Annotated in this window: 18 protein-coding genes and 1 pseudogene; 10 read left to right on the top strand and 9 right to left on the bottom strand. The window is 40.3% G+C overall.

Annotated elements, in window-relative coordinates:
• Positions 1 to 81 precede the first annotated feature (81 nt).
• Genes WC407_RS14335 through WC407_RS14345 form a run of 3 tightly spaced genes read left to right on the top strand, consistent with a single transcriptional unit; the run spans position 82 to position 5,724 of the window.
• The gene (locus WC407_RS14335) at positions 82 to 1,212 is read left to right on the top strand and encodes an efflux RND transporter periplasmic adaptor subunit (protein ID WP_373023368.1); all 1,131 of its coding nucleotides are present in this window, start codon (positions 82 to 84) and stop codon (positions 1,210 to 1,212) included.
• 2 nt (positions 1,213 to 1,214) lie between these two features.
• Positions 1,215 to 4,343 carry an efflux RND transporter permease subunit gene (locus WC407_RS14340; protein WP_299894705.1) on the top strand — a complete coding sequence of 1,043 codons (3,129 nt, stop codon included), beginning with the start codon at positions 1,215 to 1,217 and terminating at the stop codon, positions 4,341 to 4,343.
• On the top strand, positions 4,333 to 5,724 hold the full coding sequence (locus WC407_RS14345) for an efflux transporter outer membrane subunit (protein WP_299894700.1): 1,392 nt from the start codon (positions 4,333 to 4,335) through the stop codon (positions 5,722 to 5,724). The genes WC407_RS14340 and WC407_RS14345 overlap by 11 nt, the downstream gene beginning before the upstream one ends.
• A gap of 170 nt (positions 5,725 to 5,894) precedes the next feature.
• Here the strand turns inward: WC407_RS14345 and WC407_RS14350 are convergent, their stop codons facing one another.
• Positions 5,895 to 7,136, bottom strand: a complete 1,242-nt coding sequence (locus tag WC407_RS14350; protein WP_299894698.1) for a sensor domain-containing diguanylate cyclase — start codon at positions 7,134 to 7,136, stop codon at positions 5,895 to 5,897.
• Positions 7,137 to 7,654: 518 nt separating this feature from the next.
• Here WC407_RS14350 and WC407_RS14355 point away from each other — a divergent pair.
• Positions 7,655 to 8,110, top strand: coding sequence for a MarR family winged helix-turn-helix transcriptional regulator (locus WC407_RS14355; protein ID WP_299894695.1), 456 nt, complete (start codon positions 7,655 to 7,657; stop codon positions 8,108 to 8,110).
• Positions 8,111 to 8,116: 6 nt separating this feature from the next.
• Here the strand turns inward: WC407_RS14355 and WC407_RS14360 are convergent, their stop codons facing one another.
• The 3 genes from WC407_RS14360 to WC407_RS14370 all read right to left on the bottom strand — a co-directional run bounded on the left by WC407_RS14360 (position 8,117) and on the right by WC407_RS14370 (position 11,399).
• Positions 8,117 to 8,605 carry a MarR family transcriptional regulator gene (locus WC407_RS14360; RefSeq protein ID WP_299894692.1) on the bottom strand — a complete coding sequence of 163 codons (489 nt, stop codon included), beginning with the start codon at positions 8,603 to 8,605 and terminating at the stop codon, positions 8,117 to 8,119.
• Positions 8,606 to 8,769: 164 nt separating this feature from the next.
• A complete protein-coding gene (locus WC407_RS14365; RefSeq protein ID WP_373023369.1) occupies positions 8,770 to 10,359 on the bottom strand; it encodes an MDR family MFS transporter in 1,590 nt (529 codons plus the stop codon).
• Positions 10,359 to 11,399, bottom strand: a complete 1,041-nt coding sequence (locus tag WC407_RS14370; protein WP_299992528.1) for an HlyD family secretion protein — start codon at positions 11,397 to 11,399, stop codon at positions 10,359 to 10,361. The genes WC407_RS14365 and WC407_RS14370 overlap by 1 nt, the downstream gene beginning before the upstream one ends.
• 123 nt (positions 11,400 to 11,522) lie before the next feature.
• On the opposite strand from WC407_RS14370, the gene WC407_RS14375 reads away from it, so the two are divergent.
• The 6 genes and pseudogenes from WC407_RS14375 (at position 11,523) to WC407_RS14400 (ending at position 15,573) form a co-directional block, all read left to right on the top strand.
• Positions 11,523 to 12,107, top strand: a complete 585-nt coding sequence (locus WC407_RS14375; protein WP_299992530.1) for a TetR/AcrR family transcriptional regulator — start codon at positions 11,523 to 11,525, stop codon at positions 12,105 to 12,107.
• 469 nt (positions 12,108 to 12,576) lie between these two features.
• Positions 12,577 to 12,987: pseudogene (locus WC407_RS14380) on the top strand (methyl-accepting chemotaxis protein); the annotation flags it as partial.
• A gap of 90 nt (positions 12,988 to 13,077) precedes the next feature.
• Positions 13,078 to 13,440, top strand: a complete 363-nt coding sequence (locus WC407_RS14385; protein ID WP_299992538.1) for a CZB domain-containing protein — start codon at positions 13,078 to 13,080, stop codon at positions 13,438 to 13,440.
• A 155-nt stretch (positions 13,441 to 13,595) separates the two neighbouring features.
• Positions 13,596 to 14,456 carry a PAS domain S-box protein gene (locus WC407_RS14390; RefSeq protein ID WP_373023370.1) on the top strand — a complete coding sequence of 287 codons (861 nt, stop codon included), beginning with the start codon at positions 13,596 to 13,598 and terminating at the stop codon, positions 14,454 to 14,456.
• A 30-nt stretch (positions 14,457 to 14,486) separates the two neighbouring features.
• Positions 14,487 to 14,711: a PAS domain S-box protein gene (locus WC407_RS14395; RefSeq protein WP_366141204.1), complete on the top strand. Its 225-nt coding sequence runs from the start codon at positions 14,487 to 14,489 to the stop codon at positions 14,709 to 14,711.
• 10 nt (positions 14,712 to 14,721) lie between these two features.
• A complete protein-coding gene (locus WC407_RS14400) occupies positions 14,722 to 15,573 on the top strand; it encodes a diguanylate cyclase (RefSeq protein ID WP_299992533.1) in 852 nt (283 codons plus the stop codon).
• On the opposite strand, the gene WC407_RS14405 is transcribed toward WC407_RS14400, so the two are convergent.
• The 5 genes from WC407_RS14405 to WC407_RS14425 all read right to left on the bottom strand — a co-directional run bounded on the left by WC407_RS14405 (position 15,566) and on the right by WC407_RS14425 (position 16,979).
• Positions 15,566 to 15,703, bottom strand: a complete 138-nt coding sequence (locus WC407_RS14405; RefSeq protein ID WP_366141205.1) for a helix-turn-helix domain-containing protein — start codon at positions 15,701 to 15,703, stop codon at positions 15,566 to 15,568. The genes WC407_RS14400 and WC407_RS14405 overlap by 8 nt on opposite strands.
• Before the next feature lie 59 nt (positions 15,704 to 15,762).
• Positions 15,763 to 15,906 carry a hypothetical protein gene (locus WC407_RS14410; RefSeq protein WP_299992535.1) on the bottom strand — a complete coding sequence of 48 codons (144 nt, stop codon included), beginning with the start codon at positions 15,904 to 15,906 and terminating at the stop codon, positions 15,763 to 15,765.
• 244 nt (positions 15,907 to 16,150) lie between these two features.
• Complete coding sequence (locus tag WC407_RS14415; RefSeq protein ID WP_299992537.1) at positions 16,151 to 16,294, bottom strand: hypothetical protein; 144 nt, start codon at positions 16,292 to 16,294, stop codon at positions 16,151 to 16,153.
• Between the two features lie 53 nt (positions 16,295 to 16,347).
• Positions 16,348 to 16,569, bottom strand: a complete 222-nt coding sequence (locus WC407_RS14420; RefSeq protein ID WP_373023371.1) for a hypothetical protein — start codon at positions 16,567 to 16,569, stop codon at positions 16,348 to 16,350.
• Positions 16,570 to 16,769: 200 nt separating this feature from the next.
• The gene (locus tag WC407_RS14425) at positions 16,770 to 16,979 is read right to left on the bottom strand and encodes a hypothetical protein (protein ID WP_299991325.1); all 210 of its coding nucleotides are present in this window, start codon (positions 16,977 to 16,979) and stop codon (positions 16,770 to 16,772) included.
• Between the last annotated feature and the right edge of the window lie 215 nt (positions 16,980 to 17,194).

Here is a 17,194-nt window from a genome sequence, read left to right on the forward strand (position 1 = left end):
AAAGGTGAATATAAGGCGAATATAGCTATCTTTCTAGCAAGATTTATTGATATTTATCGACACAATTCATTAGGAGAGAGAATGAGACTTATTACAAATCCGATACTTTCGACAGGTGCGGCCATCCTTATCGGACTGATACCGCTATCGTTGCAAGGAGCCCAAAAAGCACCTGCCGCACAAACACAATCCGCTCCGAAAGTGGATGTCTATAAAGTCGGTTCGGCTCAGCCGATTCCGATTACGTTTGCTTACCCGGCACGTCTAAACGCAATGGCGAATGCTACGGTAACCTCGCGGATTACCGGAGTATTGACCCAAAAGCTCTACACCGAAGGGAGTTATGTCAAAAAAGGGGATCTGCTTTATCGGATTGAGCCGGACAGTTATGCGGCATTGGTGAATGAGCGAAGTGCCGATCTGGAAGTTAAAAAAGCGGCACTTACCAACGCGCAGAGGGATTGGGAACGGGTTGAAAACCTGTTTAAAAACAATGCGATCAGCAAGAAAGAGTACGATGCGGCTCTCTCGGCCTATGAGATAGCGAAAGCCGACGTTTCTTCTGCACGAGCGCGGCTTCAGTCGGCAAAAATCGATTTGAACTATACCGCTGTCAAAGCGCCGATCAACGGAATCGTCGAAATGAAACAAATCGATGTCGGCAACGTCGTTACGGCGGGGACACCGTTGGTCAGCATCACGCAGGTCGATCCGATCTATGCGGAATTCTCAATTCCCGATGTCGATGTCCGTAAAGCGGGAGGTTCGCTGCAAACTCTTGCTAAAGGGGAGAAGCTCAAAGTAGCCTTTAATTACAACGGTGCGATCTACACGGGATTCGTCGACTATGTCGCTCCCCAGATCAATACCAATACCGGAAGCATCAAAGTCCGAGCCCGTTTGAAAAATCCGCTCAACGTACTGATTCCCGGAGCGTTCGGGCGGATTAATATCGTGGGAGTTCATACGGATGCAGCAATCACGGTTCCCCAAAAAGCGGTACTGCAAAACAAAATGGGGACGATCGTAATGGTTGTCGATAAAGGGGTCGTCGGGATACGTCCGATCAAACTCGGTAAAAAAAGCGGCGATAATTTTATCATCGAACAAGGTCTAAAAGCGGGAGATACCGTCATCGTCAATAATTTTTTCCGTATTCAGCCGGGAGCTCCCGTTACAATTGACAAAGTCGTCAATTCCGAAGGGAAATAAGCATGTTTTCCAAATATTTTATCGATCGGCCGATTTTTTCAACGGTATTGTCGGTTATCATCATTTTAGCAGGTTTGATCGGTCTCAACAAACTGCCGATTCAAGAATATCCGGCCGTCGTTCCGCCTCAAATCATGGTTCAGGCGACCTATCCCGGTGCGGATGCCGAAACGCTGGCGAAAACGGTTGCGGCACCGCTCGAAGATGCGATCAACGGTGCCAAAAATATGATCTATATGAGTTCGACCGCCTCACCCAGCGGAACACTCAGTATCAGCGTAACGTTCGCGACGGGAACCAATCCGGCCGCGGCGAATGTCGATATCAACAACCGTGTCCAGGTAGCGTTGACCAAGCTGCCCGAAGAGGTAAGACGCCAGGGGATCAGCGTACGGGAGCGTTCACCCGATATGTTACGGGTCATCGGATTTACCTCGAAGGGTGGAGTCCATGATGCGTTGTGGCTGAACAACTACGCGTTGATTAACGTTATGGATGATATCAAACGGATCAAAGGGGTAGGAGACGCCTTTTTGTTCGGGAGCAAAGAGTATGCCATTCGGATTTGGCTCCGTCCCGATAAGATGGCTGCCTATAATCTGACTCCAAACGACGTTTTGGGGGTGATTGAGGGGCAAAACGTCCAAATGTCCGCCGGACAGATCGGAGAAGAACCGGTCGCATCCAAGCAGGCATTTAACTATACCGTTACGACGGAAGGGCGGCTCAAAACGGCCGAAGAGTTCGGCAACATTCTGGTCCGTACCAACGAAGACGGATCGTCGCTCCATCTCAAAGACGTTGCCCGCGTTGAGCTCGGTGCCGAGCGCTACATGCTCAAAGGGATGCTGAACAAACAGGATATGGCGGTTGCCGGGGTGTTCTTGGCTCCGGGTGCGAATGCATTGGAAGTATCGGCGGAACTGGACAAAGTACTCACCGAAGCCTCCAAAGAATTTCCGAAAGATGTGCAATATACTTCGTTGTACGACACGACCAAATTCGTCCAAACGTCGATCAACGAGGTCAAGCATACGCTCCTTGAGGCATTTATCATGGTTGTTATCATCATTTACCTCTTTTTGGGGAACTGGCGTGCGACGATCATTCCGGTACTGGCGATTCCGGTCTCAATCATCGGGACATTTGCCGGTTTGTATATGGCGGGGTTTTCGATCAATCTTTTGACTCTGTTTGCCCTTATTCTCGCGATCGGTTTGGTTGTCGATGATGCTATTGTCGTTATCGAAAACGTCGAGAGGGTTTTGAGGACGGATGAGAAAATAACTGTCAAAGAAGCGACGGTCATAGCGATGAAAGAGATCGCCGGACCGGTTATCGCAATCGTATTAGTTCTCTCTGCCGTTTTTATCCCTGCCGGACTGAGCGGAGGATTTAGTGGGGTAATGTATCAGCAGTTCGCGATGACGATCGTCATTTCCGTCGCCATTTCAGGGTTGGTCGCATTGACGTTGACGCCGGCATTGTGTGCCGTCTTTTTGAAAAAACATGAACCTGAGCCGATCTTCTTTATTCGACTCTTCAACCGTTTTTTCGATCGCTTGACACTGTGGTTCAGTGCCGGAGTCAAAAAAATGCTTCGCTATGCGGCGCTGAATGTTTTGATATTCGGAGTGATGATCGCTTCGGCGGTCTGGATGACACAGAAACTTCCGACGGGGCTTGTCCCGGGTGAAGACAAAGGGATCGTACTGGTCCTCTCATATCTGATGCCGGGAGCATCGCTGGAGCGGACGGTCAACGCCCAAAAAGAGGTGATTGGAACCGCATTGTCAAACCCGAACATCGACTACGTCGGAGCGATGAGCGGTATCGATTTCGCGACATTTGCGTTTAAATCCGATGCGGGGGTCGCTTTTGCGGGGCTGAAAGATTGGTCGCTTCGAAAATCTCCCGAACAGGAGTCTACGGCTCTTGTAGGCTCTTTGATGGGGCAGTTTTCACAGAACAAAGAAGCGATGGTTATCGCGGTCAATCTTCCCGCTATTATCGGTATGAGTTCGACCGGCGGTTTCGATATGTATGTCCAAGACCGAAAAGGGGGAGATATTCAGGACCTGAGCAAATATGTCTCTCAAATCGTCGCGGAGGCGAACAAACGTCCCGAGCTCAGAGCCGTACGGACGACGATGAATACGGAAGTCCCTCAATACCATATCACGATCGATAAAGACAAAGCCAAGGCGATGAATGTTGAAATTTCCGATATCTATAAAACCTTGGGGACTACATTCGGTTCCGGATATGCAAACGATTTCAATATGTTCGGGCGCGTTTATCATGTCAACTTGCAAGTCGAGTCGAATTATCGCGACGATGTGGAAGATTATAGCGACGTATTCGTCCGTTCCGCTAACGGTGCGCTTATTCCGATCAGCTCACTGGTTGATGCCGAACGTGTAGTGGGACCGAGTGTCATTCAGCGCTTTAACATGTTTACGGCGGGACAGATCTCTGCCGAACCGGCTCCGGGGTACAGCTCGGGAGAGGCGATGCGGATCATTGAAGAGATATCGAAAAAAACATTGCCGGAAGGGTACTCCATCGCATGGACGGGTACGGCATATCAGGAGAAAAAACTGGCCGAGGAAGGGAACAATACGTTTGTGTATGCGATTGTCTTTATCTTTTTGATCCTTGCGGCACTGTACGAGAGCTGGAGCATTCCGTTTGCGGTATTAATGACCGTCCCTTTCGCTCTGCTCGGAGCATCGCTCGGGGTCTATTGGCGCGGGCTGGAAAACGATATCTATTTTCAGGTCGGGCTGGTGACTTTGGTCGGACTGGCAGCTAAAAACGCTATTTTGATCGTAGAGTTCGCACAGCAAAAACTCAAAGAGGGGATGAGTCTGTACGATGCTACCATCGCGGGTGCGACGATCCGGTTTCGTCCGATCGTTATGACCTCTTTGGCGTTTATCGGCGGTACCATTCCTCTCGCAATCAGTACGGGAGCGGGAGCCAACAGCCGTCATATCATCGGAACGACGGTGGTAAGCGGTATGACAATGCTAACCGTTGTCGCGATATTTTTTATTCCGCTCTTTTATTATTTGATTATGAAACTGACGAATAAGTTTAAACGTAAAGAGGCTCAACATGAAGCGTAATATCCCTTTATTATTGGCGACCGCCTTGGCAATCGGCGGTTGTTCGCTGGCACCGAATCTTCAGATCCAGACTCCGGAGCTTCCGACACAGCTGGAAGATAACAATACGACCGCGCAAATCGTGACGGCCGTGTGGTGGAAACGTTACCAAGATCCCTCTCTCGATGCTCTGATCGAAGAAGCACTGCGTAACAGCGACGATTTGAAACTCTCTATCAGCAACGTCAATACGGCGAAAGCATTGCTAGGACTGAGTGAGGCGGAACGCTATCCTGCCCTAAACGCATCGGCATCGGCGAATCGCCAAAAGACAAGCCAAGAATCGCTCTCTCCTATGGGCGGTATGATCTATAATACCTATGGCTTGTCGGCGACGCTGGGATATGAAATCGATTTTTGGGGAAAACTGAAAAATCGGGAATCTGCCGCTTTGTCCGAGCTTACGGCAACTCAGGCCGATCGGGATACGGTTCGTATTACATTGATCAGCAGCGTCGCCGAGACCTATTTCAATCTCGTAGCGATCAAACGGCAAATCGAGATCACCGAACAAAGCGTCGAGTCGTTTAAAGAAGGGTACGAATACCGTCTTCGCCAACACCGTTTCGGTGAGATCGACGCTTTGACGCTTGAGCAGGCCCACACGCTCTATGCCAATGCCAAACTCTCGCTTGAAGGGCTCAAAGAGTCGAAAGTGTTGAATGAAAACGCATTGGCGGTTTTAATCGGGCGTACTCCGAAAGAGATGAGCGAAATGGGATTTACGACGGTCAAAGAACTTCCGAAACCGCTTACTATTCCTGCTGCAATCCCCTCCGATCTGCTCCAAAGACGTCCCGATATCCGCTCGGCAGAGGAACTGCTGCGTGCGGCAAATGCCAACATCGGTGTCGCAAAAGCCGCGTATTTCCCTTCCATTTCATTGACGGGAAATATAGGTCTGGAGAGTTCGGAGCTGAACCGTCTTATGCAAAATTCTGCGGGAGTGTGGGGGATCGGACCTTCACTAAACGTCCCTTTACTTGATTTCGGACGGATAAAAAATCAAGTTGAAAGTTCTGAATCCAAAAAAGAGACGGCGCAAATCCAATATGCCAAAAGTGTCAAAAATGCTTTTAAAGAGGTCTATGATTCTCTGAAAAAGATCGAATCTTCCAAGGCAAAAATTGTAGCACAGCAAGAGGGTGAAGATGCCTATGCCAAACTTTCTACATTGTCCGAAATACGCTATAACGCTGGATATGTCGATTACTTGAATGTGCTTGAGGCTAAAAGGGGGGAATTAAATGCACAGGTGAATTTGGTGGCACTGCAAGCACAACTGCTGTCAAACCAGATTACTCTCTACAAAGCCCTTGGTGGCGGTTGGAAATCAGAATGATTTCGAACTTCTTTTTACGTAATGCGGCATTGAAGCAACGGGTTAATTTATAATCTATCAGCTACGTCAAGAAAATTGTCATCAGATTGTACATAGCAGAATGAACAATCTGATGGACTTCTCCAGCTTCTGTCAAAAAAACTGGGATTCTACTTATTAACCGCCATATACTATACTACCACTACTTTATTCTTACCACTTGTTTTTGCAGAATAAAGTGCATCATCCACCCTTTTTAAAAATGAGTCTGTCTTCTCATCATTACGAAATGTTGCAACACCAAAACTGGCTGTTACCTTGCCTACATCTTTAAAAATATGGCTTTCTATAGCTTGACGCAACCGTTCTGCTAAAACAAGCGCTTCTTTTGATGGAATATCCGTCTGAAGAATCATAAACTCTTCACCTCCCCATCGAGCAATTAAATCGCTTTCCCTAATATTCTCTTTGCCTATTTGCACTATTTTTTTTAAGACATCATCACCAATTAAATGCCCATAGGTATCATTGACTTTTTTAAAATTATCTATATCAAATAAAATAACTGAGAGTTCGATATTATATCGCTTTGCTCGATCCACCGAGTACTTTAGAACTTCATCAAATTTCATACGATTGGCAATTTCAGTTAATGTATCCACAGAAGCAAGTTGTTCATATTTTTGTTCAAGGAGCATATGCTCTGTTACATCTTTTCCTGTGGATACAAAAGAGACAATTTGACCTTTGTTATTAGTTATAGGTGCAATTGCTTTGTATTCATAGTAAAGTTCACCATCTTTCTTTTTATTAATAATGTAACTTCTAAAAGTATCCCCATTTAAGATAGTCACCCATAAATCTTCATAGAAGCTTTGTTGCTGTGCACCTGATTTTATAATGACAGGGGTTTTCCCATATGCTTCTTCCTTTGTAAAACCTGTCTGCTGCTCAAAAGCAGGATTTGTATATAAAATGATGCCATTTCGGTCAGTAATAATAACACTATCTCCACTCACTTCAAGTGCTTTTGAAAGCTGAATTAGTTGTGATTCAACTTCAAGCCGGGATGTTCTTAATAAGGCGATAGATATATAGGCTAATATAAAAGCACATGTTGCACGGAAAAGCTGAATAGGTAAGCCTATATATTCTTGGAAAGTAGCCGTGTTTATAATGGAAGCCATCCCAGTAGGAGCAGCGGGAACTATAAAGCCTGACAAGAATCCATATATTAAAAATGTGATGCTGAATAACAGTAAATACCGCTTTTGGTCTTCAGAGAATGTGTGAGAATTTTTATATAAATAATATCTATAAGCGGTCAGAAAAGTAGCGGGAATTGCAAGGAGATATCTCGCATAAATATTACCTGTTAAATATATATCATGACTGCTCAAAGTAATCAGTAATGGGATGATTGCCCACAACATAAAAATAATTATTATATGCGAGTAAGACAACTTCTTATAATAATCGATCAAAGAGACTAGCCCAAAGTAAAACAAAAATAGAAAAGAAATCGGTATCAATATAAAATTTAATAAATTGAAAACATCCAGATTAGACGGTTCCACTATCTTGAATATCTCTATCCATTCGGTAGCACCATGAACAATACCGAATAATCCCAATAACCATATGTTTTTTAGTAATGAATTCTCTTCCAGCCTTTTCGGATACAATAATATAGCTAAACCGAATGAAAAAAAGGAGAGTCCATAAATAAAATATATATAAAGCACACCACTCCTTTTTTTAGATAATCCCTTATAAACGCGTATGTTAGCGAAGCTCTCGAAGGGGTTCAGCCACTCGTTTTTTCATTACGCCTGAGTCCGAATAAATTATTATATAGTATCATATCATTCTAGAAAGATATGATACTATATGGTAATTGGGTCATCTAGTGTATCTCATAGAAATTAAATTTCATAGAGGTTGAAATCATATGATGGAAATAAACAAATTTTCGAATATCCGTAATGGAGAATCTATAGGGTTTGTCTTGCGTATTTTAATGAATCACCTATCACAATCTTTAAGCCATATATTCCAAAAAAATGGAATCACGTCTACTGAATTTTTGGTATTGCGAGAAGTATTTGAAAATGAATCGATTTCTTCTTGTTCTATTGCGTTACATCTAAAATTAAACAAGGGGTCTATTTCAAAAATTTTAGATCAATTGGCTTATAAAAAATTGATTAAAAAAGAAATATCTTCTTTAGATAAACGTGTACAAAAAATATTTCTGACTGAAAAGGCTTATAAAACACTTCCGGAGTTAGCAGCGTTAATACAATTAAAAGAAAAAGATATATTTGCAATATTAACTGATTCTGAAAGAAATACTTTGTACTCATTAGTCGAAAAAATCGTGAGTGCACAAAATGAGCATTATTAAGGATTGCTAATTATCATCTATTAATAATGCGTACGCTAATTTTTTAAAGGCATTTTCAATTACTACTTTTTCACTTTCCTCTAGAATACTTAGAAATTGCGATTGATATTCTGCAATGGCCAAAAGAGCTTGTTTGATTAGAACTTCCCCTTTTACTTCAAGCTGTACCAACAGACTTCTTTTGTCTATTGACGAAGGAATACGTGAAATAAGTTCTTTTTCTTCAAGTCTTTTAAGTACCTTAGTCATTCCTCCAGAAGAAAACAACATTGCCTCGTATAACTCGGTTGGAGAAAGAACTTTGTTATTAAAAAACAATGTCACTAAAACATCACTGTCGGAACGAAGCAATCCAAAATGAGAAAGTGATATATCTGTTTTATCCAAAATAAATTTATCAATTAAAATCATAGGCAATATTATTTTCCATGCGTCACTATTTTTAGAAAAATCTATTGCATTGTTCAAAATGTTATCAAGATGAGTTTTATTCATTTGAAAAGGATAGCCTATTTTGTGTTAAATACGTTATAAGTTTAGAGACCTGTGTAGCTATATTTTCTCTTTTATGCTTTATTTGTTAGCACCTTCGAGCCACCTAAGTAACGTTGGCGCGCTATTTGAATCATATTTAGTTGTGATTTTACCGCCTCCATCTCTTATGAGTTTTGTAATTTTGCAACTGGACGCAACAGCATAAGTAACGGTATAACTGCGATTGTGAGCACCATCATCAATTGATAATCATCGATATACGCGATCATAGCTGCTTGCTTTGTAATCATATGATTTAGACGACTCATTCCAACAAGAGTATTTGGATCAATATTAAGAGAAATAAATGCCGGATTTTGCAGATTGTATGGTGTGATATGCTCGACAATACTGGAGTGCACGATTTGGGTATTTCGAGTCAGCAGCGTTTCTACGGCGGATATGCCTATAGCACTGCCAAGATTACGCAGGAGATTAAACAAAGCAGTCCCCTCGTTTCTTAATGATACAGGAAGCGTACTAAATGCGATAGTAGAGAGCGGCACATAAACCAGTCCCACTCCAAACCCCTGGGTAATTCCAGAAATAATCACCAGATTCTCATTCATCAATAAATTAAAATTTGTCATCTGCCACAAAGAAAATGCTGTCAACCCTAATCCAATTGAAATAATTATCCTAACATCAAAAATACCCATTAACCTTCCAACAACCATCATTCCGATCATTGTACCTATACCTCTTGGTGCCAGAACTATTCCGCTGATAATGGAAGGATAGCCCATTTCATTTTGAAGCATCGGCGGGATAAGTGCCAAGGTAGCAAAAAGTACAACCCCGATTATAAAAATAAATATATTTGCTGTAACAAAATTACGGTCTGCAAACAAAGATGGACTTAAAAATGGACGCGAATATGTAAATGAATGTACAAGGAAATAATAAAATGCCACGCATGCGAGCATAGCTTCGATAATTATTTCATTGGAATTAAACCAATCTTTCAACTCTCCGCGATCAAGAAACATCTGTAATGCAAAAATAGAAAGTGCAAGTGTAATAAAACCAAAAAAATCAAATTTGCTGAAAAGTTTTTTTGTCTCTTCCATTGAAGTGGAAAGGATCAAAAATGCTATCACACCAATTGGAACATTAATAAAAAAAACCCAGCGCCAGCTATAGTCCTGCGTAAGCCATCCACCAAGAAGAGGACCTAAAATTGGACCAAGCGTCACCCCTACTCCCCAAATTGACATAGCTTTTCCATGTTGTTCAGGTGGATTGATATCAAATAAAACTGCTTGAGAGAGCGGAACCAATGCCGCTCCAGAAATTCCTTGTAAAAGACGAAATAACACGATCTCAGGCAAACTTTCCGATAAACCACATAACGCAGAAGTCACAGTAAATCCTACGATTGATATCAGAAAAACTTTTTTTCGTCCGAATCGACCAGCCAGCCATCCGGTAAGTGGAATCATAATGGCTGCTGCAATAATATAAGAGGTAAGAACCCAACCCATCTGATCTTGAGTAGCTGAAAGTGCTCCTTGCATTTGGGGCAAAGCCACATTGGCAATCGTGGAATCAAGAGATTGCATAATAGTTGCAGCCATAATTCCAAAAGTAATCAAAGGACGATTTATATCTGCTTTTGAATTCTCCTTATGAGGAGGATGGGGATATGTCGAACCTTCGCCAAGTTCTTCTATAACTTCCTCAAGTGGAGTGTGGAGTGATGGATGCTCAGCCATTATAAGAAATCTTTTATCCGACTATGATGTGTGTCAACCTCTACTACAGTGCTCAACCCAGAATGCAACGGACGATTACTGTCCAGATTATTAATTTTAATTTGTACAGGTAAACGTTGTACGACCTTAACCCAGTTACCAGACGCATTTTCTGCCGGCAATAAAGAAAAACTTGATCCCGTTCCAGAACTGAAACTTTCCACACTGCCATAAAATGTTTTATCAGGGTATGCATCAACCTCTATTTTTGCTTTTTGGCCTGCACACATATAAGCAAGCTCTGTCTCTTTAAAATTTGCTTCCACCCAGACTATATTTTGTGACATAAGAGAAAATAATGCAGATGCCGCATTGATGTAACTCCCGGGCTGTAGTTGATCTACTTTTGAAACTATGCCATCCATCGGTGCTTTTGTAACAGTATAGGAGAGGTTGAGCTTAGCTTGTTCCAACTCAGCCCGAGCTTGTTGTACGGTCGGATGATTATCGATATTTATTGTTAGATTATTGCCCAATAATGAACTGATATTGTTTTGTTCTTCTTTTAATGCATGTAGCTTTTCAATCGCTGTATCAAAATTATGCTGTGCGGAATCCAGTTTCGCTTGGGATGATGCTCCACTCAAAAACAAATTTTTCTGACGTTTAAGCTCATTTGTCTCATAGGCTAGTGTCGCTTCGGCGGAAAGCACATCAGCTTTTCGTTGTTTGTATGTTGCTTCCAATGCCTCAATCTGTAGCTTGGCATTTGCCAATTTAGCTTTTGCATCAACAATAGCAATTTTATATTCACGGTCATCAAGCTCAAAAAGAGGATCGCCTTTATGCACTTGCTGATTTTCTTTGACAAAAATTTTTATTACACGTCCTGAAATATTAGAGCTTATATTTACTCGGGCAGCCTTTACATACGCATCATCAGTGGAAACAAAACGCCCTCCCCTCAAATAAAAAACTACCGAAACGATTATCAAGACAATAGCACCTCCCGAAAACATATATTTACGGATTCTAGCCTTATTTTTTATTTGATTTTTCATATATTTCCCAACAGTATAAATACAATTCAATTTTATGAATTATATTCATTTTACATTAAACACATTCTTAATATAGAAACTTGTGTATAATTTGCCCATATGTTAAGTATGGAGATATAAATTGTGAAAAATATCGTCAAGAAAAAAGTTCAAGAATTTAAAAAAAACACAATACTAGAAGAGGTTTCAATATATTTCGAAGAAAAAGGGTATAACAACGCAACCATTCAAGATATCTCACAACATATCGGGATATCTGTTGGCTCATTATATAAACTCTTTACCTCTAAAGAGGAACTTTATTACGCTTATATTGCACATCAGAGAAAACTTTTTTATACCCATTTAGAGAATATGTGCCGTGATAAAGATTCATTGACTTCTCTTAAGCTATTTGTTACCTATAAATTTGAAGCATTTCGAAATAAAAAAATGGCTTTTTTAGATCCGATCTTGGGTGACCCGCTCTATTTAGTAAAGCTCAATATGTCCAATGCAAATCCCCTGCTTTCAAATATAAAAATTTTAGAAAACTGGTTTAAAGATATTTGTATAAAAGAAAATCTCAAAGAAACAGACTCTTTAAAGCTAGCCTATCTTTTTAACGCAACAATCAACGGTTACGTTGAGTATTGGCTTAATGGTGGCTTACTTCCTGAAAACGTTGAGGAAATAATTAACCACTTTATAAGTAGTTTTAAAGATTAATATATACAAAACACGATTAGTTGCCATCATTATTAAAAGCATAGGTGTTGCACTTATGACTTGAATTGGCGAGTTATTTAAAGTTTAATATATATATATATATATAATACATTACTACCCAAGATTGATTGATTTGTTTTTAAACAATCTCGAAGAATGTTTAGAGATATGGGATCGATATATCGATTAAACTTAAAAAGGAAAAATATACATGTTTTTTGGTAATAAAAAGGCTCAGTTTTTAAAAATTGAAGCAGAGTTAAAAAATGAAATTAAAAGTTTAAATGACGACAATCACCGTTTAAATGATGAAAATCAGCAGTTGAAACAAGAGGTTTCCAAATTAAAGAATAATGCTGTGATGTTTGATCTTATCCAGCATCTTACAGAAAACCTTACCGGTGCGTGTCAAACAGATTTATCACTGCTTCAAAAAGACCTTGCGGATAATGTAAGTAATTTAGAAGATATGGAGTCTCTTAATAAAAACAATCGAAACAATGCGATTGAAATAAATGAAGATATTGGTGAAATCCTTGAAATTCAACAACAGTTAGTCAGTAATATTACAGATAATTACGGTTCCGTTGGTCAATTAAATGATGGCGTTGGTTCTATTGGTCAAGTAATTGACCTCATTAAAGATATTTCCGATCAGACCAATCTGCTTGCGCTGAATGCGGCTATTGAAGCGGCACGTGCAGGAGAACACGGACGAGGGTTTGCCGTTGTCGCCGATGAAGTACGAAAACTTGCAGAACGTACCCAAAAAGCGACAGCAGAGGTCGCAATGAGTGTTCAAAGCCTCAAGCAAAACGCTATGGAAATACATGAGCGCTCAAGCATTATGGAAACTATTTCAAGTAATTCAACACAGAAACTTGAACAATTCCGTTCTACGCTAATAGCTTTAGGTAATAGAGCAGAAGAAATTGAGACTGATTCAACAAATGTGCTCTACTCTGTCTTTATGGTTTTAGTTAAACTAGATCACTTGCTTTTCAAAGCAAAAGGATATAAAAGCGTATTTAGTAACAAAGTGGATGAAGAGTTTGTGGATCATCACCATTGTCGTCTCGGCAAATGGGCTGAAGGTGGAAAAGGCTCCCAAATTTTCGGGAATACCCCTAGTTTTAGAAAACTCGAATCTCCACACAAATCAGTGCATGATAATATCATTGCGGCTGTTAATTGTGTTAAAGCTAATACTTGTGGACAAGAATCCAAAAACGTTATGACTTATTTTAAAGATGCTGAAAAAGGTAGTCGTGAAGTTATTGATACCCTTAATTCTATGTTAGTTGAAGAGCGAGCAAAAAGAGCGAGCAAGTAAAAATTTACTTGAAGATAAATAATCAAAGTGATAAGCTACAATGTGTAACATTGGACATTGGTCTATATTCTAGTGTGCTGGGTTATATGTGAAAAGAAATTTTTTATTTGTATAATGTAACAATTATTAATCTTGGAAGGAATTATGTTGACTGCATGCAAGCAAGATCATTCGAGTACAGAGAGAGAGAGAGAGAGAGAGAGAGAGAGACGGCGCGCGAGCAAAAACTGTTTCAAAACTATCGAGAAGCCGTTGATCGAAGTGTAATAGTCTCAAAAACCGACAAATGTGGATTTATTACCTATGCAAATGAAAAATTTTGTAAAATATCCGGCTACACGGCTGAAGAGCTGATTGGGCGGCCTCATAATATTATTCGACATCCCGACATGCCTCAAGAAGTATTCAAAGGGCTTTGGGAAACTATTTTAAATGGTCAATCATGGGAAGGTGTTGTAAAAAACCGTAATAAAAATGGAAGTTCGTATTGGGTTCATACGGTTATTAATCCTATTTTTGACATCGATGGTAATATTTCTGAGTTTATCGCCATACGCCACGATGTTACTGAACTCGAAGAATACAAATTATTTTTAAAACATGAGCTGGATACAACCAGCAAAAATCTTGAAGAAAAAGTTCACTATACTGCACAGTACGAAGAAGCTATCAATTCAACAACCGCAATATTAAAAACCAGCACCAATAATATTATTACGTATGCAAATGAAAGATTTGCGATTGTTGCGTATACCCATTATGAAAAATACGATGGCAGTGGATATCCGAGAGGATTAAAAGGGGAAGATATTCCGATCTATGGTCGTATCACCGCCATCGCTGATGTATTCGATGCTTTAGGCCATAATCGGGTCTATAAAAAAGCGTGGGATATGGAAGATATATTGGATTTATTTAGAACAGAACGTGCAAAACATATTGATCCGAAAATGGTTGATTTGTTTTTTGAACATTTGGATCAATTTTTATCCATTCGTGAAAATATGCAAGATTGAAAATAATAACACTATATAAAGGAAAAAAACATGGAACATACCCTTAATAATACTGATTTTTTGGTATCACAAACCGATTCAAAAGGGAAAATTCTTTTTGCCAATGAAGACTTTTGCAAAATAGCCGGATACACGCTTGAAGAGTTGATAGGACAACCACACAATATGGATGAAATGATGAGTTTGACTCAGTATGTTGGAGCTGTAGATGGTAAGATGGGTGAATTGCTTCACACTATGGATCGATTAACGTAAAAGAGTCTTAATGGGAATTAAACGCAGACATTTTAATCAATACATTTCTTTACTAGAAAAACATGTATCGACTTCTATTACTGATGTAGATGGAGTTATCGTTTATGTCAGTGAAGCATTTTGTAATCTGACGGGTTATACCGAATTAGAACTTATTGGTAAAAAACATAATTTACTTCGACATCCTGATGTAGCAGATGAAATATATCGAAATTTATGGACGATGATCACAGAAGGTAAGCCTTGGCATGGGCGTATTAAAAATCTTAAAAAAAATAAAGATTTTTATTGGGTAGATGCTTATATAGAACCGATTTTTGATGATGGAGCTATTATTGGTTATCAAGCGGTACGGCAAAATATTACCAATGAAATATTATTTAAAGCATTAACAAAAATCGATGTATTGACAGGGCTTTATAACCGTAACTCCATCGAAGAATTTGCCCAATTGTTTATTGATGAAGCACAACGATATCAAACCTCTTTTTCTATCATTATGGTAGATTTAGATGACTTTAAACATATTAATGATACCTACGGTCACCCAGTGGGTGATGAAGTATTGAAAAAATTATCGGTCATATTTCAAGATTTGATTCGTTCAAGTGACCGTATTGGACGATGGGGAGGAGAAGAGTTTATTATTCTCTGCCCGCAAACGACGTATTTACAAGCAAAAGAGTTGGCTGAACGGTTACGTCTTGGATTTTCTTCACACGAATTTAAAAATATCGGTTATAAAACAGCTAGCTTTGGAGTCGCTTTGTTTGAAGATGAAGATACCATTGAAAGTTTAATAGTTAAAGCGGATAATGCATTATACGACTCCAAGAGACTAGGGAAAAATCGGATTAGTTGATAAGATATCTTTGATTAGAGTCCTCCCATCCATAGAGTTTCTCCTCAAGTTGTCCTTTTGATAGGGGGGCTCCCGGTGTTTGAATCAGTGCCATTAGAACTGCAAATTCTTTAGTAGAAAGTTTGATAATCTAGTGTCGCTTCAAATGTTTTTGGATTTAATATAAGTCCATTATGTTCTATTAACAGTTCAGCTCTTCCGTTTTTCCAACTCCTGATCAATAATCTTACCCTCATATGCTTTAAGGACAATCTTTTGTGCCTCTGGCATTGTAATTTTAGTTTTTTTTGCCAACTCACTGCCGGTATAAGCAAAAGCTGCCGTATGTTTCATAATATAAATCCTTAGTAATTGATTCGCGAACTTTCATTCGCTGGTAAAAGTGTAGAATACGAGTATGAGTTATAACTTAATGGTATCTATGAGATCAGCTTCGACGAGGCAATTGAGTTAGGGAAAACTTTTGAGCGATACGCGATATTCTTTTCTTCTGCTACTCATATCGGCTATTATGAGTGTGCTACCAAAGAAACGATCACCCAAAGAGCATTGGAAAAATAGTATTTAACACTCCGCCCTACTCCAGGATATTTTCCCATACACGACATAACCGTTTGGGCTTCTCTTTAATGTGCAAGGTAGTGCGAAACTCTCCATCGATCATTTTGATACTGGATATCTCATCCATGACACATTCGCCATAGGTGCGCCCTTTGGCCACTTCGGTTTTAATCTGGGGATGAAGTTCTAACTCTTCCCTAGGTTATTTTCACCTTAGTCTCGAATACTATCGGGAAGATTACGATCACGTTTGAGCGCATCAATGGCGGCATCGACAGCCCGTTTGAGTTTGAGTGCCGCTTCGAGCCCTTGTCGGTCTTTGGTGATTTCGAGAGTACCTTCAATCGTTATTATTTCCATACCGTTTTTAATTTGGAGTTCACCGATAGTGAATCCGTCCGTATCGTTTTCATACGCCATAAAAGGTTGCTGCATGGTCTTCCTCTCTTATGGATGTTTAATTAGCGCAATGATAACACACCTCTAAGGCTCAGAAACGATTTATTGCAACACAGAGTTGTTTATTATTCGTTCATCGCTCTGAGGACGCTAAAAAACGATCACGAGAGGATACATTGGAAGCTTCAAGGGTTGTTTGTGCTCTATAGGTCACCGCTATAGCGATTTTGCAAAGCTCAGCTCTTTGGGGGTTGGTTTGGGACACAGCAATCGTTTATTCCCAAAATAGACCCCGCGATAATGGCTGGGCTGAGACGGTATTTATGGCCGTATTCGATATCGGAGTGTTTTTCCTCTGCTATGGCTTGGGCATCGTCTTCACTGCATCCAGCGAGTTCGCACAGTGTTTCAATCACTTCCTCTCGAAATTCATCGATTGTAGCCATTGCCCCCTCCCCTACTCTATGCATCCAAATGCGAGGTTGGTGATGTGGTATTCTTTGTAAGATTTACTGCGTCTGCCAAACAGCTTTTTGAGTAATCGTATCATGCGTAACGTTCTAGCAAAGGGTGTTCCCTCTCTTCAAGGAGGACATGATCGTAGATAAAGGCGATACTCTCTTTCATAACCGTTGAGACTCTCATGGAAGTTGTAAAACCC

The sequence above is a fragment of the Sulfuricurvum sp. genome (assembly GCF_041651515.1).
Classification (GTDB): domain Bacteria; phylum Campylobacterota; class Campylobacteria; order Campylobacterales; family Sulfurimonadaceae; genus Sulfuricurvum.

Coding starts and splice junctions, on each gene's coding strand:
- WC407_RS14355 (WP_299894695.1), top strand. CDS start 7,655: ATGATGGAAATAAACAAATTTTCGAATATCCGTAATGGAGAATCTATA.
- WC407_RS14400 (WP_299992533.1), top strand. CDS start 14,722: ATGGGAATTAAACGCAGACATTTTAATCAATACATTTCTTTACTAGAA.
- WC407_RS14360 (WP_299894692.1), bottom strand. CDS start 8,605: ATGAATAAAACTCATCTTGATAACATTTTGAACAATGCAATAGATTTT.
- WC407_RS14385 (WP_299992538.1), top strand. CDS start 13,078: ATGGTTTTAGTTAAACTAGATCACTTGCTTTTCAAAGCAAAAGGATAT.
- WC407_RS14350 (WP_299894698.1), bottom strand. CDS start 7,136: ATGTTGTGGGCAATCATCCCATTACTGATTACTTTGAGCAGTCATGAT.
- WC407_RS14370 (WP_299992528.1), bottom strand. CDS start 11,399: ATGAAAAATCAAATAAAAAATAAGGCTAGAATCCGTAAATATATGTTT.
- WC407_RS14410 (WP_299992535.1), bottom strand. CDS start 15,906: ATGAAACATACGGCAGCTTTTGCTTATACCGGCAGTGAGTTGGCAAAA.
- WC407_RS14340 (WP_299894705.1), top strand. CDS start 1,215: ATGTTTTCCAAATATTTTATCGATCGGCCGATTTTTTCAACGGTATTG.
- WC407_RS14390 (WP_373023370.1), top strand. CDS start 13,596: ATGCAAGCAAGATCATTCGAGTACAGAGAGAGAGAGAGAGAGAGAGAG.
- WC407_RS14345 (WP_299894700.1), top strand. CDS start 4,333: ATGAAGCGTAATATCCCTTTATTATTGGCGACCGCCTTGGCAATCGGC.
- WC407_RS14395 (WP_366141204.1), top strand. CDS start 14,487: ATGGAACATACCCTTAATAATACTGATTTTTTGGTATCACAAACCGAT.
- WC407_RS14365 (WP_373023369.1), bottom strand. CDS start 10,359: ATGGCTGAGCATCCATCACTCCACACTCCACTTGAGGAAGTTATAGAA.
- WC407_RS14420 (WP_373023371.1), bottom strand. CDS start 16,569: ATGCAGCAACCTTTTATGGCGTATGAAAACGATACGGACGGATTCACT.
- WC407_RS14335 (WP_373023368.1), top strand. CDS start 82: ATGAGACTTATTACAAATCCGATACTTTCGACAGGTGCGGCCATCCTT.
- WC407_RS14425 (WP_299991325.1), bottom strand. CDS start 16,979: ATGGCTACAATCGATGAATTTCGAGAGGAAGTGATTGAAACACTGTGC.